The 20910-nt window shown below is 65.1% G+C and carries 22 protein-coding genes; 3 read left to right on the forward strand and 19 right to left on the reverse strand.

The features are described from left to right. Positions 1–160 precede the first annotated feature (160 nt). The 5 genes from dnaG to VIQ49_RS02745 form a co-directional block, all read right to left on the reverse strand. The gene (dnaG, locus tag VIQ49_RS02725) at positions 161–2107 is read right to left on the reverse strand and encodes a DNA primase (RefSeq protein ID WP_331880475.1); all 1947 of its coding nucleotides are present in this window, start codon (positions 2105–2107) and stop codon (positions 161–163) included. Positions 2108–2214: 107 nt separating this feature from the next. Further along, positions 2215–3510 carry a deoxyguanosinetriphosphate triphosphohydrolase gene (locus VIQ49_RS02730; RefSeq protein WP_331880511.1) on the reverse strand — a complete coding sequence of 432 codons (1296 nt, stop codon included), beginning with the start codon at positions 3508–3510 and terminating at the stop codon, positions 2215–2217. 1 nt (position 3511) lies between these two features. Beyond that, entirely contained in the window at positions 3512–3985 is a 474-nt protein-coding gene (locus VIQ49_RS02735; RefSeq protein WP_331880476.1) for a cold shock domain-containing protein, read from the reverse strand. Positions 3986–4133: 148 nt separating this feature from the next. Next, a complete protein-coding gene (locus tag VIQ49_RS02740; protein ID WP_331880477.1) occupies positions 4134–4637 on the reverse strand; it encodes a hypothetical protein in 504 nt (167 codons plus the stop codon). 64 nt (positions 4638–4701) lie between these two features. Continuing rightward, a complete protein-coding gene (locus VIQ49_RS02745; RefSeq protein WP_331880479.1) occupies positions 4702–6090 on the reverse strand; it encodes a glycine--tRNA ligase in 1389 nt (462 codons plus the stop codon). A gap of 180 nt (positions 6091–6270) precedes the next feature. On the opposite strand from VIQ49_RS02745, the gene VIQ49_RS02750 reads away from it, so the two are divergent. Together VIQ49_RS02750 and VIQ49_RS02755 are read left to right on the forward strand one after the other, a co-directional pair. Next, the gene (locus VIQ49_RS02750) at positions 6271–6630 is read left to right on the forward strand and encodes a metalloregulator ArsR/SmtB family transcription factor (RefSeq protein WP_331880480.1); all 360 of its coding nucleotides are present in this window, start codon (positions 6271–6273) and stop codon (positions 6628–6630) included. Continuing rightward, entirely contained in the window at positions 6627–7040 is a 414-nt protein-coding gene (locus tag VIQ49_RS02755) for a Fur family transcriptional regulator (RefSeq protein WP_331880481.1), read from the forward strand. The genes VIQ49_RS02750 and VIQ49_RS02755 overlap by 4 nt, the downstream gene beginning before the upstream one ends. Positions 7041–7229: 189 nt before the next feature. Here the strand turns inward: VIQ49_RS02755 and VIQ49_RS02760 are convergent, their stop codons facing one another. The 13 genes from VIQ49_RS02760 to hrcA form a co-directional block, all read right to left on the reverse strand. Beyond that, complete coding sequence (locus tag VIQ49_RS02760; protein ID WP_331880482.1) at positions 7230–7634, reverse strand: hypothetical protein; 405 nt, start codon at positions 7632–7634, stop codon at positions 7230–7232. Further along, the gene (locus VIQ49_RS02765) at positions 7627–8445 is read right to left on the reverse strand and encodes an isoprenyl transferase (RefSeq protein ID WP_331880513.1); all 819 of its coding nucleotides are present in this window, start codon (positions 8443–8445) and stop codon (positions 7627–7629) included. The genes VIQ49_RS02760 and VIQ49_RS02765 overlap by 8 nt, the downstream gene beginning before the upstream one ends. Beyond that, complete coding sequence (gene recO, locus VIQ49_RS02770; RefSeq protein ID WP_331880483.1) at positions 8411–9238, reverse strand: DNA repair protein RecO; 828 nt, start codon at positions 9236–9238, stop codon at positions 8411–8413. Before recO ends, VIQ49_RS02765 begins: the two co-directional genes overlap by 35 nt. Positions 9239–9312: 74 nt before the next feature. Beyond that, a complete protein-coding gene (locus VIQ49_RS02775) occupies positions 9313–10698 on the reverse strand; it encodes a YhgE/Pip domain-containing protein (protein ID WP_331880484.1) in 1386 nt (461 codons plus the stop codon). A gap of 87 nt (positions 10699–10785) precedes the next feature. Then, positions 10786–11703, reverse strand: a complete 918-nt coding sequence (era, locus tag VIQ49_RS02780; protein ID WP_331880515.1) for a GTPase Era — start codon at positions 11701–11703, stop codon at positions 10786–10788. Further along, positions 11703–12008 (reverse strand): cytidine deaminase, encoded by a 306-nt coding sequence (locus VIQ49_RS02785; protein ID WP_331880517.1) that lies wholly within the window; start codon positions 12006–12008, stop codon positions 11703–11705. Before VIQ49_RS02785 ends, era begins: the two co-directional genes overlap by 1 nt. A 139-nt stretch (positions 12009–12147) precedes the next feature. Continuing rightward, positions 12148–13566 (reverse strand): hemolysin family protein, encoded by a 1419-nt coding sequence (locus VIQ49_RS02790; RefSeq protein ID WP_331880485.1) that lies wholly within the window; start codon positions 13564–13566, stop codon positions 12148–12150. A gap of 6 nt (positions 13567–13572) precedes the next feature. Then, positions 13573–14124, reverse strand: a complete 552-nt coding sequence (gene ybeY, locus VIQ49_RS02795) for an rRNA maturation RNase YbeY (RefSeq protein WP_331880486.1) — start codon at positions 14122–14124, stop codon at positions 13573–13575. Between the two features lie 28 nt (positions 14125–14152). Next, entirely contained in the window at positions 14153–15220 is a 1068-nt protein-coding gene (locus VIQ49_RS02800; protein WP_414731560.1) for a PhoH family protein, read from the reverse strand. A 154-nt stretch (positions 15221–15374) separates the two neighbouring features. Next, the gene (locus VIQ49_RS02805; protein WP_331880487.1) at positions 15375–16151 is read right to left on the reverse strand and encodes an alpha/beta hydrolase family protein; all 777 of its coding nucleotides are present in this window, start codon (positions 16149–16151) and stop codon (positions 15375–15377) included. Continuing rightward, positions 16145–16906, reverse strand: coding sequence for a 16S rRNA (uracil(1498)-N(3))-methyltransferase (locus VIQ49_RS02810; RefSeq protein WP_331880489.1), 762 nt, complete (start codon positions 16904–16906; stop codon positions 16145–16147). Before VIQ49_RS02810 ends, VIQ49_RS02805 begins: the two co-directional genes overlap by 7 nt. 10 nt (positions 16907–16916) lie before the next feature. Continuing rightward, entirely contained in the window at positions 16917–18074 is a 1158-nt protein-coding gene (gene dnaJ, locus VIQ49_RS02815; protein ID WP_331880490.1) for a molecular chaperone DnaJ, read from the reverse strand. Positions 18075–18184: 110 nt separating this feature from the next. Then, the gene (gene hrcA / locus VIQ49_RS02820) at positions 18185–19219 is read right to left on the reverse strand and encodes a heat-inducible transcriptional repressor HrcA (RefSeq protein WP_331880492.1); all 1035 of its coding nucleotides are present in this window, start codon (positions 19217–19219) and stop codon (positions 18185–18187) included. 108 nt (positions 19220–19327) lie between these two features. On the opposite strand from hrcA, the gene VIQ49_RS02825 reads away from it, so the two are divergent. After that, the gene (locus tag VIQ49_RS02825; protein WP_331880494.1) at positions 19328–19762 is read left to right on the forward strand and encodes a type II toxin-antitoxin system VapB family antitoxin; all 435 of its coding nucleotides are present in this window, start codon (positions 19328–19330) and stop codon (positions 19760–19762) included. Here VIQ49_RS02825 and hemW read toward each other — a convergent pair. Then, positions 19674–20846, reverse strand: coding sequence for a radical SAM family heme chaperone HemW (hemW, locus tag VIQ49_RS02830; RefSeq protein ID WP_331880496.1), 1173 nt, complete (start codon positions 20844–20846; stop codon positions 19674–19676). The genes VIQ49_RS02825 and hemW overlap by 89 nt on opposite strands. Positions 20847–20910 lie beyond the last annotated feature (64 nt).

Below are 20910 nucleotides of genomic sequence, written 5' to 3' on the forward strand. Positions count from 1 at the left end.
CAGAAGCTCTCGGAGAAGCTCAGCACGCAGCCGAAGCTGACGGAACTGCGTGCCGTCGACGACGACACGACCGTGCTCGGTCCCGACGAGTACCGGAACAACTGAGTACCGGGACAACTGAGTACCGGGACAACTGGGGGCGCGCACTCCCCTCGACCGACTACGCGGTGTTCTCGTCCGGTCCGACGGCCAGCTCCAGCAGGCTCCGGCGATAGGCCTCCAGAGCCACCAGATCGCCGAACAAGGCGTTGTAGGCGTCCGGATCATCCCCGGGTGACATCCGGCGCAGTTTCGACTTCAGATCGGCGATCTGGGAGCCGACCCAGACTTCCTGGAGCCGGGCGAGAACGCTGCCGATGTACTTCGGGATCATGTTCTCCGACACCGACATCGACTCCACCGCAAGTTCAGTGACCAACGACTCGAGAACTGTGCCGTCAACCGACTTGCCGATGGTCTCCACCCATTGCGCTCCCCCGTGGGAAGCGCCGGTGCCGCCGGCCGCCTCGATCGCCGTTCGGATCAGCTCGTACGCGGGCTCGGTGAAACACTCCTCGGGCAGCGAATCGAACACGGTCCCGGCGATGGCCGGATACTGCAACGCCGATTTGAGAGCCTCACGCTGCGCCCACAACCGCGGGTCGGACGGCCGGGGCCGGGAGACGGTCGGGTTCTTCGAGTCGGTATCCGGTTCGGGCTCCGGCGGAGTCGATGTCTGCACCCTCCGGTCGCGCGACTTCGACGTGTCCTTGACGCCCGACCGCGCGGCCTTCGCCTGTTTGGCGGCCTCCTCGCGCACCCGGCGCAACACCTGCGGCACTTCTTCCCAGCCGACCCAGCCTGCCAGTTGCCGCGCATACTCGTCCCGCAACGCGACGTCGCGGATCCGGGCGACAACCGGTACGGCCTCGCGAAGCGCATGCACGCGACCTTCCGCGGTGTCGAGGTCGTAGTTGCCCAGCAGCGCCTTGACCGCGAACTCGAACATCGGGATCCGGCGGGCGATCAGATCCCGGACCGCGGCGTCCCCCTGGTGCTGGCGGAGCTCGCAGGGGTCCATGCCTTCGGGGGCGACCGCCACGAAGGTCTGTCCGGCGATACTCTGCTCGCCCTCAAACGCCTTGAGTGCCGCGGCTTTACCGGCGTCGTCGCCGTCGAAGGTGTAGATCACCTCGCCGCGGAAGTAGCTGTCGTCCATCATCAGCCGGCGCAGCAACGCCAGGTGGTCTTCGCCGAAGGCGGTTCCACACGACGCGATCGCGGTGGTCACGCCGGCCAGGTGCATGGCCATGACGTCGGTGTATCCCTCGACCACCACCGCCTGATGCCCCTTGGCGATGTTCTTCTTCGCGTGGTCGAGACCGAACAGCACCTGAGACTTCTTGTAGAGCATGGTCTCTGGCGTGTTCATGTACTTGCCGAGGTTGTCGTCCTCGAACAACTTGCGGGCACCGAAGCCGATGATGTCGCCGCCCAGGTTCCGGATCGGCCACAACAGACGCCGGTGGAATCGGTCGATCGGTCCGCGCTGCCCCTGCTTCGACAACCCGGCGGCCTCGAGTTCGGCGAACTCGAACCCCTGCGACATCAGCGCCTTGGTCATCGTGTCCCAGCCGGCGGGTGCGTAACCGCAACCGAACTGCAGCGCGACGGCCCCGTCGAAGGACCGCTCGGTGAGATAGTCGCGGGCCTTCTGCGCCTCCGGCGTCTTCAGCTGCTCGGCGTAGTACTTCTGGGCAGCGGCATTGGCTGCCACCAGCCGCGAGCGGGTACCGCGATCACGGGCGACGCTGGTGCCACCGCCCTCGTAACTGATCTGATAGCCGATCCGGTCCGCCAACTGCTGCACCGCTTCGACGAAGCTGACGTGTTCGACCTTCTGCAGGAACGAATAGACGTCGCCACCTTCGCCACATCCGAAGCAGTGGAAGTGTCCGTGGTTGGGCCGGACATGGAACGAGGGCGACTTCTCGTCGTGGAAAGGACACAGGCCCTTCAGCGAATCGGCGCCCGCCTTACGCAGCGCCACGTAGTCGCCGACGATGTCCTCGATATGGGTGCTCTCACGGATTTCCGTGATGTCACGATCGGGAATTCGGCCTGCCACGAGACCAGTCTAGGCGGAACTCCTTGCGGACCCACCCCACCCCGATTTTGGTGGGTTCTGGCGAGCACGACCTGGGCGAATGCTCGCCGTAAGCCACCACTTTGGGACTAGCCGAGATGCGCGGAAGCACCCATGTTCTGACGGTCCATCCGTTCGAGACGGCCTTCGGTCATCGAGGCGATCTGGTCGACGACAACGCGTACGCGCGCGGCATCGTCGGTGGCCTCGGTCCAGGCCGGCACGAGTAGCGGATCGAGCCCACCGGGCGCGGCGTTCAGGAGCCAATTGGCGACGCGGTGGATCCGGTCGCGCTGGCGGGCCTGGTGAGACCGGTGCCGCGCGTTCGAGAAGATGAAACGCAGGGCCAGCGTCTTGAGCAACGCGACCTCGGCGGCGACGATCGGCGGGACGACCAGGTCGGCGTCGTAGCGGCTGACCGCACGCTCGGCCGCCTCCCGGCGCGTTGTCGTGATGGCCGCCGACGCAAACCGGCCGACGAGCTCGCTGGTCAGGCGCTTGAGCGCCACCAACCTCGTCATCGTGCCGTCGTAGGCACCGACGTCCTGCACGATGTCCATCGCCCACAGCCGGGCCGCGGCCTCGATCAGAACGTTCTCTTCCAGCTCCGGGAACTCCTTGAGCCCGACCGCTGCGAGATCACGCTGCTCGGTCGGATCACCGAGACTGCGCAGATCGATACGACCGGCCATGACGCCGTCCTCCACGTCGTGCACGGAGTACGCGACATCGTCGGACCAGTCCATCACCTGACATTCGAGTGACTGCCGGGTATCGGTACGACCGCCCCGGATCCACGCCAATGCTGCGGCGTCGTCTTCGTATGCACCGAACTTCCCACCGGGCTTCGTGCGGGTCCACGGATACTTCAACGTGGCATCCAACGAGGCCCTGGTCAGATTGAGCCCGACGCTATGACCTTGCGCATCAATGAGTTTGGGCTCGAGCCGGGTGAGGATGCGCAGATTCTGCGCATTGCCCTCGAACCCGCCGTGCGCGGTGCTGACCTCGTCGAGCGCACGTTCACCGTTGTGGCCGTACGGCGGATGGCCGATATCGTGCGCCAGTCCGGCCAGCTCGACCAGATCCGGATCGCAGCCGATACCGATGGCGATACCCCGGCCGATCTGACCCACCTCCAGTGAGTGGGTCAGCCGCGTGCGCGGGGTATCGCCCTCGTGAGGACCCACCACCTGGGTCTTGTCGGCCAGCCGACGCAGTGCCGCACAATGCAATACGCGAGCACGGTCACGAGCGAACGCGCTGCGATAGTCATTGCGGGTGCCGGTGAGGCCGGCAACCTTCGCGCCCTCCGGGATCAGCCGTTCGACGTCGAATTCGTCGTAGTCGGCACGTAGAACCGGGGGCGGTGTTCCCGCCGACAAGTCAGTCAAGCACCCAGCCGCGAGCTATCGCGAAATCGGTGACACGCTGCCGGATCGCCAGGATCTGGGTTGCGGTCAGGGTTCCGGAGGCATCGAGCAGCAGCTCGGTGATCTCCTCCGAGAACGCGCCCGAATCGAGCGTCGCGGAGTCGTTGTGACGGGGCCGCCGACGATCGTCACGGGCCGCACCACGGTTGTCGTCATGGCGACGTTCCGGCCGGCCACGCTCTTCGCGACGCGGACGCTCGGGTGCGGCGCCCGCGGGCGCGGCTCCGGTCACCACGAGGTTGATCGCCTTGGATCCACGATCGGTCTCTTCGATGTCGAACTCGACCTCGGCGCCCGGCTTGAGGGAACTCTCGTCGATGTCGATGTCGTTGATATGCAGGAAGACATCCGAGCCGCCGGAATCCGGCGCCAAGAATCCGAAGCCCTTATTGGCGTCGAAATGAACGATTTTTCCACTCACAGACACGGTTACCCACTCTCTCGCCGCATATACCGACCTCACCCCATGTGTGGCCGAACGGCTTGCACAATCGTCAGTATCTCAGATGCCGGCACATTCAGACACCCAACCGATCGCGGGGCACGCCCACTCGACTGCAGGACTCCCGCGCAGGCTATCTGTTGTCCTTCTTGGCCTGCCGCCGCTTGCCCGCAGCCTTCGACGACGCCTCGTACTTCTTGCGCCCCGGTGACTGACGGGTCGCATCGACCCGGGTCTTGCCCGAAGAGATGACCTTGCCCTTGCCGTCGACGATGGCTTTCAGGTCGGTGCGCGATTTGCCGGAGGCCTTGGCCAGACGCGATTCCTTGAGGTCGGCCGCGCTCTGCTTGGCAACCACACCAAGCTGTCGGCTCACCCTCCCCAGAGCCTTCTCGAACACCTCGGCCCGAGCCGCGTTGTTGGAGTTGACAGGACGGGCGGCGCCTCGGCCACCCTTCTTCTTCACCTTGGCGGCGCCCGCCTGCCGATAGTTCTTCACGTGCTTGTTGCGCGCACGCCGAGTCCGCGTGTGCAGCTTGATCAGAGCGTCTTCGTCGAGATCCGACAAGGATTTCTGTTTGGTCTTCCTGACCAACCGGTATTCCTCTTCGGACAGCGACCTCAGGATCTTTTTCATATCCGCTCCGACCTCTTGTTCCGGCCTCGTTGCCGTCTGCGATTCTAGGCAGCCGATGTCGGTTTCAGCAGCCGATCAGCCGGACTGCCAGATACTCGACGACCTTGTCCAGAGCGACCCGCTCCTGCGTCATTGTGTCGCGCTCGCGCACGGTGACCGCCTGGTCGTCGAGCGTGTCGAAGTCGACCGTGACACAGAACGGCGTGCCGATCTCGTCCTGACGGCGGTAGCGCTTGCCGATGCCCTGCGCGTCGTCGAACTCGACGTTCCAGCTCTGGCGGAGCTCGGCAGCCAACGCCTTCGCCTTGGGCGAGAGCTGCTCGTTACGCGAGAGCGGGAGGACAGCGACCTTTACCGGTGCGAGCCGGCGGTCGATCTTGAGGACCGTCCGGGTGTCGGTGCCGCCCTTGGCATTCGGCACCTGCTCCTCGGTGTAGGCGTCACACAGGAACGCCATCAGCGACCGGGTCAGGCCGGCGGCCGGCTCGATCACATACGGCGTGTAGCGCTCGCCGGTGGCCTGGTCGAAGAACGACAGGTCCTCACCGGAGTGCTTGATGTGCGTGCTGAGGTCGAAGTCGGTGCGGTTGGCGATGCCCTCGAGCTCGCCCCACTCACCGCCGGCGAAACCGAAGCGGTATTCGACGTCGACGGTGCCCTTGGAATAGTGCGAGAGCTTTTCCTTGGGGTGGTCGAACAGACGCAGGTTCTCGGGATCGATACCGAGATCCGTGTACCACTTCATGCGGTAGTCGATCCAGTACTGATGCCACTGCTCGTCGTCGCCGGGCTTGACGAAGAACTCCATCTCCATCTGCTCGAACTCGCGCGTCCGGAAGATGAAGTTGCCGGGGGTGATCTCGTTGCGGAAGCTCTTGCCGATCTGGCCGATGCCGAACGGCGGCTTCTTGCGCGACGTGGTCATCACGTTCTTGAAGTTGACGAAGATGCCCTGAGCCGTCTCGGGACGCAGGTAGTGCAAACCGGATTCGTCGTCCACCGGACCGAGGTACGTCTTCATCAGACCGGAGAACGCGCGGGGCTCGGTCCATGAACCCGGCTGGCCGGTCTCGGGATCGTTGATGTCCGCCAGACCGTTGGGAGGCAGATGTCCGTGCTTGTTCTCGTACGCCTCGATGAGGTGATCGGCGCGGTAACGCTTGTGCGTGTGCAGCGACTCGACCAGCGGATCGCTGAACGTCTCGACGTGACCGGAGGCTTCCCACACCTTGCGCGGCAGGATCACCGACGAGTCGAGTCCGACAACGTCCTCACGCGAGGTGACCATGTTGCGCCACCACTGCTTCTTGATGTTGTCCTTGAGTTCAACACCCAGGGGCCCGTAGTCCCACGCCGATTTGGTGCCTCCGTAGATCTCTCCGCACGGGTACACCAACCCCCGGCGTTTACAGAGGTTGACTACGGTTTCCACGAGATTGGTTTTGCCTGCCACGGAGCACAGCCTATCGGGCGCCGCGGGGCACCCGACGCGCGGCGGGCGACCACCTCACCGGGCACCGACATCAGCGCGAATTCCGACCACGCCGGGATGACCTTGTTTGACATAGTCGCCCATGCATATGAAAATGGTTTCCAACAGCCGATCCTATTCCCTGCCGTTATGGAGTGCCCTGTGACAAGTCAGCACGCAACCACGGGCCCGACCGCGGTCGACAAGATCGCGGTCGACAAGATCGCGGTCGACAAGAAGGCCCTGGACGCCGCCGGAGAGCTCCTGCGGGCCCTGTCCGCGCCCATCCGGATCGCCATCGTCCTGCAACTGCTCGGCGGCGGTCGATGTGTCCACGAATTGGTGGGAGCACTGACAGTGCCCCAACCACTGATCAGCCAGCACCTGCGGGTCCTCAAATCCGCGGGTGTGGTGCGCGGCGAGCGCTCCGGTCGCGAGGTGGTCTACTCGCTCGTCGACGACCATCTCGCCCACATCGTCACCGACGCCATCACGCATGCGACCGAGGAGAACCACTCATGAGTTCGGGCACCGAACAGCGACCGGTCACCGGTGTCCGGTCCACCCGGCAGCGCAGCGCGATCGCCGAACTCCTCGCCGGAAGCGAAGAATTCCGCTCTGCGCAGGATCTGCACGACCAGCTCAAGGCGGCCGGGCAGTCCATCGGGCTGACCACCGTGTACCGCAACCTGCAGGCGCTGGCCGACGCCGGTCAGGTCGACGTCCTCCGCACCGACACCGGCGAATCGGTGTACCGATTCTGCTCGTCCGGTCATCATCACCACCATCTCGTCTGCCGCGCATGCGGCAGCACCGTCGAGATCCAGGCAGACAGTGTGGAGCAATGGGCGGTCGATGTCGCCGCCCAACACGGCTTCACCGACATCAGCCACACCGTCGAGATCTTCGGTCGCTGCCTGTCCTGCTCGTAATTTCGGCCCACTCGATCGCCCGTTCGACACGGTCGGCGGTCGGATCGGCACGCCCGGCGGCAACACCTTCCGTCGAGCGTGCCAAAGCAACCGCCGAGCGTGCTCACATCACCGTTGAGCGTGCCGAAAATACTTGCCGCCCAAGCAACTAAGGCACGGTCGGCGGTCGGATCGGCACGCTCGGCGGGGTCAGCCGCGGATGGTGACCCCGACGTCCGCGCCGGTTCCGAGTACCATGATCAACATGGTGCGCAGGGCGTCGTCGCTCAGCGTTCCGGCGGGAAATGTGTAGTGCAGCAACACATCCGCTGTCACCTCATGGACCGCCAATTTCACGGTGCCGAAGTTCGACGCAGCGGCGGCGGCCGCAACATCTGCGCGTAGTTGGTCGGTGACCGGCAGATCCCACGCGAGAACCTGCGTCAAGGACAGCACGTCGAGCCCAGGGGCCAGCGCGAGTGCCCTCATCGAGACAACGGTGCCCTGGAAGTAGACCGTCAGTGAATCGTCGGCGCCGGGCTGGACCGACATCTCGGTCGACAGCAGTTCCGCGGCCCGGTCGATGAGGCCGCGCTGATCGTCGGCGTCAGGCACCGGTGGACCCCGGCACTCCGCCGAAGCGGCGGTCCCGACTCGCGTACTCCACGCAGGCATCCCAGAGGTCTCGACGGTCGAAGTCGGGAAAGAGCTTGTCCTGGTAGACCATTTCGGCGTACGCAGACTGCCAGAGCAGGAAGTTTGAGATCCGCTGCTCCCCGGACGGACGCAGGAACAGGTCCACATCGGGCATGTCGGGTTCGTCGAGGTACTTGGCGAACGACGCCTCGGTGATCCGCTCGGGATCGAGTGTCCCGGCTGCGGCACGACGAGCGATCTCTTTGGCCGCGTCGGCGATCTCGGCCCGTCCGCCGTAGTTGACACACATGGTCAGGGTCATCACCGTGTTGTCCTTGGTGAGTTCCTCGGCGACCTCGAGTTCACGGATGACGCTGCGCCACAACCGTGGTCGACGACCGGCCCACCGCACCCGCACACCCATCTCGTTCATCTCATCGCGGCGACGGCGGATGACATCGCGGTTGAAGCCCATCAGGAACTTGACCTCGTCGGGGCTGCGGCTCCAGTTCTCGGTGGAGAACGCGTAGGCGGACAGCCAACCGACACCCATCTCGATGCAACCGCAGACCGCGTCCATCAGAACGGCCTCACCGCGCTTGTGACCTTCGGTCCGGGGCAGTCCGCGATCGGTGGCCCACCGTCCGTTGCCGTCCATCACCAGCGCCACGTGCTTCGGCACGAACTGCGCCGGAATCGCCGGCGGTCGCGCTCCGGACGGATGCGGATCCGGTGGCCGCACCTCTTTCGCCCGTTCAGCCTGCTGCGCTGTGTTGCGCCGTCGCGCGATCACGTGTGTCCTTCCTGCCGGTGGCGGCGTTCACGCCGGCGACGGTGAGACCGCGATGCGGTGCCTCACGCTCGATCAGCGGCAGCGTGCGCAGCTGCCGTTCCAGATGCCACTGCAGATGCGCCGCGGTCAATCCGCTGGCCTGTCGCCGAGACGATTCGGTCACCTCGGTGGTGTGTTCCCATTCGCCACGGTAGAGCGCGTCCATCAGATCCAGGACGCCGGGTGAAGGCGTTGCCGATCCGGCCGGACGACAGTGCACACACACCGAGCCACCCGCCGCGACATGAAAAGCACGATGCGGTCCCGGGTCTCCGCAGCGGGCGCAATGTTCGAGAGCCGGCATCCAGCCGGCGAAATCCATCGCCCGCAACAGGAACGCGTCGAGGACGAACTCCTTGGGACGTTGCCCGGCCGCGATCGCGCGGAGCGCACCCACGGTCAGCCGCTGCAGCCGATCGGCCGGGGCCCGTTCCTCACCGGCCAGGCGTTCGGCGGTTTCCAGGACCGCGCAGGCCGTGGTGTACCGGCCGTAGTCGGAGACGATGGCCGAAGCAAAGGTGTCGAGGCTGTGGACCTGGGTGACGATGTCGAGATTGCGCCCCGGATGGAGCAGCAGATCCACATGGGCGAAGGGTTCGAGCCTGGCACCGAACTTGGACCGGGTGCGCCGCACCCCTTTGGCGACCGCACGGACCAGGCCGTGCTCCTTGGTCAGCAACGTGATGATGCGGTCGGCCTCCCCCAGCTTGTGCTGGCGGAGGACAACGGCCTCATCCCGGTACAACCTCACCTGACCAGTCTTCCACCCGCCACCGACGAACCGTGCCGCGACATGCCTCGACCGGCGATCACACTGACTGGCGATCACACTGCGGCCGCGTGGGATCCCGTCGATTCGGTTGCCTCGTCCGGACGACGGATCAGTCCCTTGCGGTCGTAGATGACGCAGGCAATCGGCCCGAAGATCAATCCGATGACGGTGAAGACCAGGAACATCCCGATCGCGGTTCCGAGGCCGGCATCGATGTTGGCCTCGAAGTACAGGATCGAACGGGCGCCGATGAATGCCTGGTGCAGCGGTTCGCCGACGGCCAGACCGCGGAAGAATCCCGGCACCGCCTCCAGCGGCACGGTGCCGCCCGAGGTCGGCAATCCCAGGACCACGAAGAAGATCAGGTTGATGAGCAGGCCGGCGCTGCCGAAGATCGAGAGAATCGCATTGGCGATGATGCCGACGCCGGTGATCACCAGCACACCGAACATCCACAACGCCATCTTGTTGGGCGCGTACATACCCACCAGGGAACTCGTAAGCACGAACAGCCCGGACACGATCAGGGAGACCCAGAAGATCGCCCACCATTTGACCACCAGGGTCCCCAGCCGGGAGATCGGCACACGTTTGCGGAGTTCGTACATCGGACCCAGTTCGACCGGCGCGAATCCGAGTCTGCCGTCGATGAGCGCGGAGATGATCATGGTTCCGGTGAAGCCGGCGAGGACGAGCAGCAACGCGTAGTAGAACGCCGTCAGACCACTACCGGCGTTGTCCGGAAGCGGGTTTGCCGCCGACTCCTGGACATTGATCGGCTCGGTGATGGCCGTGAGGCCGGCTCCGGTCACCTTGATGCCGGCCGCATCGGTCTGCTGGACGAGGGCTGCGGTCAATCTCTCGCCGAATTGCTGGTTCACCTGCGCCATCGAGCGTGTGAAGAATTGCGTGGCGATCTGGGTGGCAACCGCACCCACGCCGGGATTCGTGAACACCTCGATCACGGGCTGGTCGACCTTGGTGTCGCCGATCGCCGAACCGAGGAAGGCGAAGCTCGCCGAGCTGAAGTTCGCGGGGATGAAGATCGCGCCGTAGGCGTGCGCGTTGTCGAGACGGGTCAGCGCGGTGCTGCGGTCCACGACGTCCAGATCGAACTTGCCCGGATACTGCTCGTCGACGCCGGCCTGGAGCCCCTCGAGCAGCTGCTGACCCAGATACTGCTTCTGATCGGTACCCGGCTGCAGCGCGCCGGTGTCGGCATTCACCACGACGATCGGGAACTGGTGCAAGTGCTTGCCCGGATCGACCGCCGGCGCCATGTACATGACCCCGAGCAGTCCCATCACCACCACAACAACGGCCAGTGGCCGGGCCCACAAGGCAAAGGACCGCAATTCCGCCACGACAGTTGGATGAATCACTCCGGGTGGACGCTCATGTTCGGCGTCGGACTTCGCGCCGCCCCCTGCTTCCGTCATACCGGCAATTGAACCCTGCCGATCTCCGTCTTGTCATGGTGCCACGGGCGGAGAACGAGACCTCGGTGATCTCGGGCGGCGAACCGGTCAGAATCCGAGGCGCCCCAGCTGCTTCGGATCCCGTTGCCAATCCTTGGCCACCTTCACGTGCAGTTCGAGGTAGACCTTCGCCCCGAGGACCTTCTCGATCTGCTTGCGGGCCACGGTCCCCACCTCTTTGAGGCGAGCGCCCTGTTTGCCGATGATGATGCCTTTTTGACTGGAGCGTTCGACGTACAGGATCGCGTGGACGTCGACCATCGGGATCTGGTCTTCGCGACGTTCACGTTCGATGATCTCCTCGATCACCACGGCCAGCGAATGCGGGAGTTCATCGTGCACGCCCTCGAGCGCCGCTTCCCGGATGAACTCGGCCATCAAGACGGTTTCGGGTTCGTCGGTCAGTTCACCGTCGGGATAGAACGCCGGGCCCGGTTCCATCAGGCCGCGCAGCACATCGACGAGCACGTCGAGCTGCTTGCCCTTGGTCGCGGAGATCGGGACCACCTCGGCGCCGGGTCCGAGGAGCTCCGACAGCGCCATCAACTGCTGCGCTATCCGTTCGGGCTTCACCTTGTCGATCTTGGTGACCAGACCGACCACCGGTGTCTTGGGCGCCATCTCCTTGAGCTGCTGGGCGATCCACCGATCGCCGGGACCGATCTTCTCGTCGGCCGGGACGCAGAAGCCGATCGCATCGACCTCGGAGTAGGTGTCGCGCACCAGATCGTTCAGGCGTTTGCCCAACAGTGTGCGCGGCCGGTGCAGGCCGGGGGTGTCCACCAGGATCAATTGCGTGTCATCACGATTGACGATGCCGCGGATGGTGTGGCGGGTGGTCTGCGGGCGGCTCGACGTGATCGCGATCTTCTCACCGACCAACGCGTTGGTCAGCGTCGACTTCCCGGTGTTGGGCCGGCCCACGAAACACACAAAGCCGGAACGGAACTCTTCGTTGTTCGCCATCATTCTCGATCCAATCGACGCGGGTTCCCGCCTTGTGCGTCCGCGACGATCGCGTACGCCGACGAGCTGACCTCGGTCAGCGCCGCCAGTCCAGGATCTGTGTCTACACGGTCCCCGGTCGTGGTTCCGGAACCGCCGACCAGCAGCCCCGCTTCCAACCCTTCTGCGCCACTCGAAATTGCCATCGCAACGGCCACCTGCAACGCCGAGAGTTGGAGTGCGGCAAGCTCAACCGGTCCGGCAGCATAGGTTCGCCCGTCCGAATCGCGCACCGCGGCCCCCGCGGCGGCGCCGGCGCGGGCCATTGCTCCGCGCGCCAGGGTCAACAGTTTATTGTCCTCCGCATCGAGGTGACGTCCGGCCTCGATCCCGGAACCGGATGAGGGTCGAGCTCCGCTCCGCTCCGTCTCCGGTGTATCCGAAGTCATGAGGCTGTATCCGAAGTCATGAGGCCTCCTCGTGCCGCTCCTGCGCGCTGTTGTCGGGCACCGCCGGAGTGTCTTCCGGCTCGGTCTGTTCCACGTCGGTCTCGGCGGCTTCCGGCGTGGTGTCGCGCTTCTTCTTCCGCTTTTTCTTCTTTTCGAGCGCTTTCTCGGGAATCTTGTGGACCACCACCGATACGATCCGAACGCGCCCTTGGCGATTGGGCCCGCCTTCCGCGAGCAGCCGGATGCCGTGTAGTTCAACGGTTGCGCCGGGCAACGGAACTCGGCCGAGCACCAGCCCGAACAGGCCACCAACGGTTTCGACGTCGTCCTCGTCGATCTCGACATCGAGGAGTTCCGCGAGGTCTTGGATGGGCAGGCGTGACGACACCCGGTAACCGCCGGAGCCGTCGTCGAGTGCCTCGATGGGTGGGGTCTCGTCGCTGTCGTATTCGTCGTTGATCTCCCCGACGATCTCTTCGAGCACATCCTCGATCGTCAGAAGACCGGCCACACCACCGTATTCGTCGACCAGGACCGCCATGTGGTTGTGGCTGCGCTGCATATCGGCGAGCACCTTGTCGAGGGGTTTGGAGTCGGGGATGAACTCGGGCGGACGCATCAGTTCCCGCACCTCGACCACCGAGGGCTGCTCCGGCGGAAGACTCCGCTGGACAAGATCTTTGAGGTACACGACGCCGAGCACATCGTCCGGGTTCTCACCGATCACCGGAAGGCGGGAATGACCCGAGCGCACCGCCAGCGACATCGCCTGTGACGCGGATTTGGTGGCCTCGATCCAGACCATCTCACCGCGTGGAACCATCACCTCGCGGGCACTGGTGTCACCGAGGTCGAAGACGGACTGGATCATCTTCCGTTCGCCCGCGGCGACCACACCGGTGAGCTCGGCCATGTCGACCACTTCACGCAACTCCACCTCGGTCGCGAACGGCCCGTTGCGGAATCCCTTACCGGGTGTGACGGCGTTGCCGAGGGTGATCAGCAGTCTCGCCAACGGCGTCAGCAGCACGCCGATGCCCTGCAGCACCGCAGCAGAGTTCACCGCGATCGAATACGCATGTTGCGCACCCAGAGTCCGTGGCCCCACGCCGATCACCACGTAGTTGACCACCGCCATACTCACGATGGCGGCGAGGACACCCCACGCCGTTCCGAGCACGTCCATCGCATAGACCGCCGCGAACACCGTGGCCGCGGTCTCGGCCGCGATACGGAGCAGAACGGTCAGTGCCACATACTTCGGACGATCGGACAGCACGTCGCGCAATCGGCGCGCGCCGGGGCGACCGTCCTTCACCAGATCGTCGACCCGTGCCGGGGACACGGTCATCAGCGCATTGTCAACAGCGGCAAAAAGGCCGCCGATGGGCACCAGCGCCACCGCGGCCAGCAGCGGCAACAAGTCAGAAAGCACCGGTGATCAGCTCTCCCCGGCCGGTTTGTCTTCTCCGAAACCAATGTTGTTCAACAGCTTTGCGTCGCGCTCGGCGACGCGTGCAGCCCGCGCACGAGACCTGCGGTCGTCGTACCAGTCTTCGATGATCTGGCCCTGGAGGCCGAACATCGCCTTCTCTTCTTCGGGTTCGGCGTGATCAAAGCCCAAGAGATGCAGCACACCGTGCACGGTCAGCACGGACAGCTCGTGGTCGGTGGAATGCCTCGCGGTCGCGGCCTGTTCTGCTGCGAACTCCGGGCAGATCACGATGTCGCCGAGCATCGACGGACCGGGGCCGGCGGTGTCGGGCCGTCCACCGGGACTCAGTTCGTCCATCGGGAAACTCATCACGTCGGTGGGTCCGGGTAGATCCATCCAGCGCATGTGCAGTTCGGCCATCGTCTCGTTGTCCACGAGCACCATCGACAATTCCGCAGCCGGATGGACGTCCATCCGTCCGAGCGCAAACGTCGCGATGTCGATCAGCATTTCTTCCGGGACATCGACACCGGATTCGTTGGACACCTCGATACTCAAGGCCGTCTCCTCACGTCGCCGGGGATACTCATCGGTGCCGACCGTTCCCGGCCCGACGCTGCGCGCGGTTTCCGTGCAGTTCGTTCGACGCCTCGGCCCGCCCGTACGCGTCGACGATGTCGGACACCAGCCGGTGCCGGACCACGTCGGCGCTGGTGAGCTGCGAGAAGTAGATGTCGTCGATGCCCACGAGGATGCGGGCTGCCGCACGCAATCCGCTCTCGGAGCCGCCGCTGGGGAGATCGACCTGCGTGACGTCACCGGTAACAACGATCTTGGATCCGAACCCGAGACGGGTGAGGAACATCTTCATCTGCTCGGCCGTGGTGTTCTGGGCCTCGTCGAGGATGATGAACGCGTCGTTGAGGGTGCGACCGCGCATGTAGGCCAGCGGTGCGACCTCGATGACGCCGGCTTCCATCAGCTTCGGAATCGCCTCAGGATCCATCATGTCGTGCAATGCGTCGTGCAGCGGTCGCAGATACGGGTCGATCTTGTCGTGAAGGGTGCCGGGAAGGAATCCCAGACGCTCCCCTGCCTCGACCGCGGGCCGGGTCAGGATGATGCGACTGACCTCTTTGTTCTGCAGCGACTGCACGGCCTTGGCCATCGCCAGATAGGTCTTGCCGGTTCCGGCGGGTCCCATCCCGAACACGATCGTGTTCTTGTCGATGGCGTCGACGTAGTGCTTCTGGTTGAGCGTCTTCGGGCGGATCGTCTTGCCGCGCCGGGAGAGGATATCGAGGCTGAGGACCTCGGCCGGTGACTGCCCGGAGCCGTCGGTCAGCATGCGAACACTGTGTCGTACCAGGTCAGGATTCAAATCGGTGCCCTTACGGACCACGCCCACCAACTCCGAGAGCACCCGTTCGGCGATCGCGATGTCGGCCGGTTCACCGGTGAGTGTCACCGCATTGCCCCGCACATGGATATCTGCGGCGAGATGCGATTCGAGTTCTTTGAGGTTCTTGTCCCCGGCACCGAGCAGTCCGAAGATGACATCGGGCGACACTTCGATTGTCGAGGTCACCGCGCCAGGCGCCCTGTTTCCGGTCGCGCTGCGTTGCGCCCGGGTCGCGCTGTTGTCACCACTCACGAAAGATGTTTCTCCTGCTCTGCCGTTTACAACACTCTGCCGCTACAACCACGAATTGGGGTGTGGGTTCTTTGATTCTACGTCCATCAAACGCCGCGTTTCACATCAATATTTCAATGCCCGCCATAGGCGTCGGATCGCGCTGTCCAGACCATCAGATCCCCAGCAACCGGACGGTTTCACGATGCCCGCGGCTGCGCGGATCGACAAACACGTCGTGACCCTCGCCGGCCACCTCGATCAGCTCGGCCGATTGCCCGGCCGCGGAGGCGCGCCGCACGTAGTCGCGACTGACCTCGACCGGGACCGACGTGTCCTCGGTGCCGTGGATGGCCACCACGTGTGCCGGGAACACCGGCTGGTCCACGGGGGACGCGTCGGCGTACCGAGCCGGGAATTCGGTGATCGAACCACCCATCAGCGCCCTGAGCGAGGGCCTCGATGTCCGTTCCCGGACCTGCAGGTCCAGCGGTGCGGCCTGGGCGATGACGGTCGCGATGGCCGCTTTCTTCGTGCGCGCCCGGAGTCGTGAGATCGCCCAGACGGCCAGTTGCCCACCCGCCGAATGTCCGATGACGCTGACCTTCGACCAGTCGACCTTGCTCAAGATCTCTTCCGGCAGCGCGTAGCGGACCGGCGCGTCGAGCGCGGAGATCGCCGCGACGACGTCATTGCCGGTACGCGGCCATCCGCCGCCTTCCTCGCCGATGCGGCGATATTCGATGTTCCAGACCACCGCGCCGCGCGCCGCGAGATCCCGCGCCACCGCGGTCTCGATGGTGAGCGCGAACTCGGTGCTCCAGTAACCGCCATGAATGAGCACGATCACCGGAACCGGACCCGTCGCGGGCGCCGGCGGTAGGTAGACGTGACCGAACTGTGAATTACGTTCCCCATAGGCAACTTTCACCCGCTTGACGACGTTCACCACCGAGGTCGCACCTCCCAGCGCGACGTCATCGCGCCGATCGCGCCGAGTGCCACCGCGGCCGCGCTCGATGTGCGCAGCACCTCCGGACCGAGCAAGACGGCAACGGCACCGACGGCGGTCAGGTCGTCGATCTCCGAATCATCCAGTCCGCCTTCGGGACCCACCACCAGCATGATCTCCGGAACGGCGAGGTCCAGGGACCGCAGGCTGGTCGTGGCCGATTCATGCAGAACGGCAACAACTCCCCCGCGGAGAACCACGTCGGATGCCATCGTTCGCACGTCGCTGGTACGGGCGAGCGGAGCGATGGCCGGAATGTGGGCCCGGCGACTCTGCTTGGCGGCGGCCGCAGCGGCCGACCGCCACTTGGCCACACCTTTGTCTGCCTTCGGCCCGACCCATCTGGCGACGCATCGGGCACTCTGCCAGGGCACGATCGCGTCGACGCCGGCCTCGGTCGCGAGGTCGACCGCGAGTTCCGACCGTTCGGATTTGGGCAATGCCTGCACCACCGTCACCGTCGGCTCCGGCGAACCGGTGGTGACGGTCTCGAGGACTCTGGCCCGCAGAGCCGACTTGCCCTCGGTGGCGATCACCTCGCACAAACCCGATCGACCGGCACCATCGCCGAGGATGATCCGTTCGCCGACAACAACTCTGGTGACGGTGACCGCGTGGCGGCCCTCGTCTCCGTCGAGCCGGACATCGTCGCCGATGTCCGGAACATGGTCGACCCAGAACAGCGGTGGGCTCATCGGTCGGGTGTCAGCGCCCTGCGAATGCGTTGCGCAGGCGCGAGAACAAACCACCGGTGTGCGGCGATTCGCTGTTCACCAGCTCGATCTGATCGCTCTCCGAGATCTTCCGGTATTCCTTGAGCTTCGCGGCCTGCTGCGAGTCGAGGCGGGTCGGTACCACCACATCGAGATGCACGTGGAGCGTTCCGCGCACACCGGTGTGCAGATGGGGCATACCCTGCCCGCGGACCTTGGCGACCTGGCCGGGTTGTGTGCCCGGCTCGATCGTCACGGTGGTCGATCCGCCGAGAACCGTGTCGATCTGCAGTTCACCGCCGAGTGCGGCATCGACCATCGGGACCCGCACCGTGCAATGCAGGTCGTCGCTGTCGCGGACGAACACGCTGTGGGCCACTTCGGAGACCTCGACGTACAGGTCACCGGCCGGGCCACCGCCGGGTCCGACCTCACCCTGGCCGACCAGGCGCACCCGCATCCCGTCACCGACACCGGCCGGGATCTTGACCGTCAGCTTGCGCCTGGCCCGCACCCGGCCGTCGCCGCCACACTTGTGGCAGGGGTCGGGGATGGTCTCGCCGGCACCGTTACAGGTGGGGCACGGCCGCGAGGTCATCACCTGACCGAGGAACGAACGCTGCACCGACTGGATCTCGCCGGCACCCTTACACGTGGCGCAGGTCACCGGTTTGCTGTTGCCGTTGGTACCCGAACCGGTGCAGACGTCACACAGGATCGCGGTGTCGACGTTGACCTCTTTGTTGACACCCGCCGCGCATTCGTCGAGATCTAGTTTCATCCGCAGCAGGGCATCCGACCCGGCCTGCACCCGGCCACGCGGACCACGGGAGCCACCGCCGCCGGCACCACCGAAGAACGCCTCGAAGACATCACCGAGGCCGCCGGAGAAACCGCCGTTGCCGAATCCACCGCCGTAGCCGGAACCGGCCGACGCCAGCGGATCGCCGCCGGCGTCCACGACGCGTCGCTTCTCCGGGTCGGTCAGCACCTCATAGGCGGCCGACACGTCCTGGAATCGGGTTTGGGCGGACTCGTCGGGATTGACGTCTGGGTGTAGCTCGCGTGCCAGCTTGCGGTACGCACGCTTGATCTCCTGATCGCTGGCGCCCCGTTCGACGCCCAGAATCCCGTAGTAATCACGTGCCACGGCGGTGAGTCATCCGTTCTCTCTGCAGTTCCGGAAGGGCACCCGACAGGGTGTCCGGAAAATGTTTGTTCTGTCTTGGTGTGGTTCTCGTGATGCGCGTCGCCCGCACATCATCGGTCGGCGAGTACCTCACCGACATATCTGGCAACGGCGGCGACCGAGGCAATCGTTCCCGGATAGTCCATCCGGGTGGGGCCGAGCACTCCGAGGCCACCGAACACTGTTCCCGAGGCACCGTACCCGGTGGAAACCACCGCCGTACCCCGCAGGTTCTCCTCGCGGGTCTCTTCGCCGATCTGAACCGTCACCGTTCCGGTGTTCTGAGTGGCGGCCAGGAGTTTGAGGACCACCACCTGCTCCTCGAGGGCCTCGAGCACCGAACCCATCGCGCCGGCCATCGGCGCGAAGTCGGCCGCGGCCCGCGTCAGGTTCGAGGTACCGCCGAGCACCAGTCGATCGGCCGAGCGCTGCACGAGAGTCTCGACCAGGACCGTGGCGACCCTGATGAAGGGTTGCCGCAGGTCCTCGGGGGCCTTGTTGGCGAGTTCGGCGACCGCGTGCGAGGCGATCTCGAGACGCTGCCCGTTCAGTGCCGCCCCGAACATGTCCCGCAACTGGGTGATTTCGTGATCGCCCAGGTCATCACCCAGATCGACGATGCGCTGCTCCACGCGGCCGGTGTCGGTGATCACCACCAGCAGCAACCTCGCCGGGGTCAGTGCGACCACCTCGAGATGCCGGACCGCCGACGACGAGAGCACCGGGTACTGGATCACCGCGACCTGCCGGGTCAGCTGGGCCAGCAACTGCACCGAGCGCCGCAAGACGTCGTCGAGGTCGACGCCGGAATCGAGAAAACTCAGGATGGCCCGGCGCTCGACCTGGGAGATCGGCTTGACCTCGCTGATGCGGTCGACGAACAGCCGGTAACCCTTGTCCGTGGGCACGCGACCCGAACTCGTATGCGGTTGTGTGATGTAACCCTCTGCTTCGAGGACCGCCATGTCGTTGCGGACTGTGGCACTCGACACACCCAGATGGTGGCGGTCAACCAGCACCTTGGATCCGACCGGTTCCTGGGTGGCGACGTAGTCCGTCACGATGGCGCGCAGAACCTCGAAACGACGATCGTCAGTGCTCGACACGAGCGGCCACCTCCAGCTCCACGATGATAAAAACCTTTCCGCGAGGACGTAGTCGTCTTCACAGCGTTTGACCAGTCTACGGCGACCCATAACGGTTACGGTGAACCGGTGATTTTCAAGGGCGTCCGCGACGGCAAACCGTATCCGGATCATCAGCTGTCCATCCGCGACTGGGCAAAGATCCCACCGCGGCAGCTCCGGCTCGACCAACTCACCACCGTCACGACCGTGCTCGCGCTCGACAAGCTGCTGTCCGAGGATTCGACGTTCTACGGCGACCTGTTCGCCCACGCCGTGCAATGGAAGGGCGAGATCTATCTCGAGGACGGCCTGCACCGGGCGGTGCGGTCAGCACTACGGAACCGGAACGTCATCCACGCCCGGCTCCTCGACCTCGACCACCTCTCCGCGGCCTCGGCCAATCCCGAGAACATGGACAGCACCAACGACTTCCCTACCCCGCCAACAGGTTTCGAACGACGCCGTCCGCCAGTAGTCGACCACGGCTGGTCAGAACCAGGTCGTCGCCGACCAACTCGGTGAGTCCGTCCGCGATCGTCTGACGAGCCCGCGCCTGCTCACCCGGATCCAGTTCGCCCAAGGGCAATCCGCTCGATCGCCGCACCGTCAGCATCACCCGCTCCGTGTGGCGGTCCTCGGATGTCAGTTCTTCACTGCCGGCCACCGGCAGGTCACCCGCGGCCACCGCGGCGGCGTACTTGGCCGGATGCTTGTGGTTCCACCAGCGCACCCCCGCCACATGTGAATGCGCCCCCGGCCCCGCACCCCACCAGTCCGCGCTGTCCCAGTAGCCGAGATTGTGGCGGCACTCCGCATTCGCGACGTCCGGCTTCGCCCAGTTCGACACCTCGTACCAGCGCATCCCCGCCGCGGCGAGCCGCGTGTCGATCATCTCGTACCGACTGGCCAGCACATCGTCGTCCGGCGCGGGCAGCTCGCCCCGGCGAACCCGCCGGGCCAGAGCGGTCCCGTCCTCGACGATCAGCGCGTAGGCCGAGACATGATCGACCCCGGCTTCCAGAACGGCGTCCAGCGACAGCGCGAGGTCTTCGTCCCGCTCCCCCGGCGTGCCGTAGATCAGGTCCAGATTGACGTGCTCGATCCCGGCCTCGCGCGCCTCCCGGGCCGCGGTCACCGCCCTCCCCGGCGTGTGCGTGCGATCCAGGACAGCGAGCACATGGCTTGCCGCAGACTGCATTCCGAGTGACACCCGGTTGAATCCGGCAGCCGCGATCCCGGCGAAGAACTCCGGCGACGTGGACTCGGGATTGGACTCCGTGGTGACCTCGGCGCCGTCGGCGATGTCGAAGTACTTCCGCACCGACGTCAAGACCTGTCCGAGGCCCGCGGCACCGAGCAGCGACGGCGTGCCTCCGCCGACGAAGATCGTGGAGACCGGACGCACCGGCGACAACTGCCGGGCGGCCATCGCCAGTTCTCCGTCCAGTGCGGCCTGCCACTGATCCGGAGACGAGGCGCTGCCCAGTTCACCGGGCGTATAGGTGTTGAAGTCGCAGTACCCGCAGCGCGTCGCGCAGAATGGCACGTGGATGTACAACCCCAGCGGCGTGTCGAAGCTGGACTGCGGAATGAGAAAGTTTTCCATCGTGTAACGATCATCCCAGGCACGCAGGTCAAAACAGAACTCAGGACGACTTCAAGCGACAGGG

Source organism: Williamsia sp. (assembly GCF_036566845.1).
GTDB lineage: Bacteria > Actinomycetota > Actinomycetes > Mycobacteriales > Mycobacteriaceae > Williamsia.

Bases quoted from the DNA above. Each gene is read 5' to 3' on its own strand.
- VIQ49_RS02810 (WP_331880489.1), bottom strand. From the start codon at position 16,906: ATGAGCCCACCGCTGTTCTGGGTCGACCATGTTCCGGACATCGGCGAC.
- VIQ49_RS02755 (WP_331880481.1), top strand. From the start codon at position 6,627: ATGAGTTCGGGCACCGAACAGCGACCGGTCACCGGTGTCCGGTCCACC.
- hemW (WP_331880496.1), bottom strand. From the start codon at position 20,846: ATGGAAAACTTTCTCATTCCGCAGTCCAGCTTCGACACGCCGCTGGGG.
- VIQ49_RS02775 (WP_331880484.1), bottom strand. From the start codon at position 10,698: ATGACGGAAGCAGGGGGCGGCGCGAAGTCCGACGCCGAACATGAGCGT.
- VIQ49_RS02740 (WP_331880477.1), bottom strand. From the start codon at position 4,637: ATGAAAAAGATCCTGAGGTCGCTGTCCGAAGAGGAATACCGGTTGGTC.
- era (WP_331880515.1), bottom strand. From the start codon at position 11,703: ATGGCGAACAACGAAGAGTTCCGTTCCGGCTTTGTGTGTTTCGTGGGC.
- VIQ49_RS02785 (WP_331880517.1), bottom strand. From the start codon at position 12,008: ATGGCCCGCGCCGGCGCCGCCGCGGGGGCCGCGGTGCGCGATTCGGAC.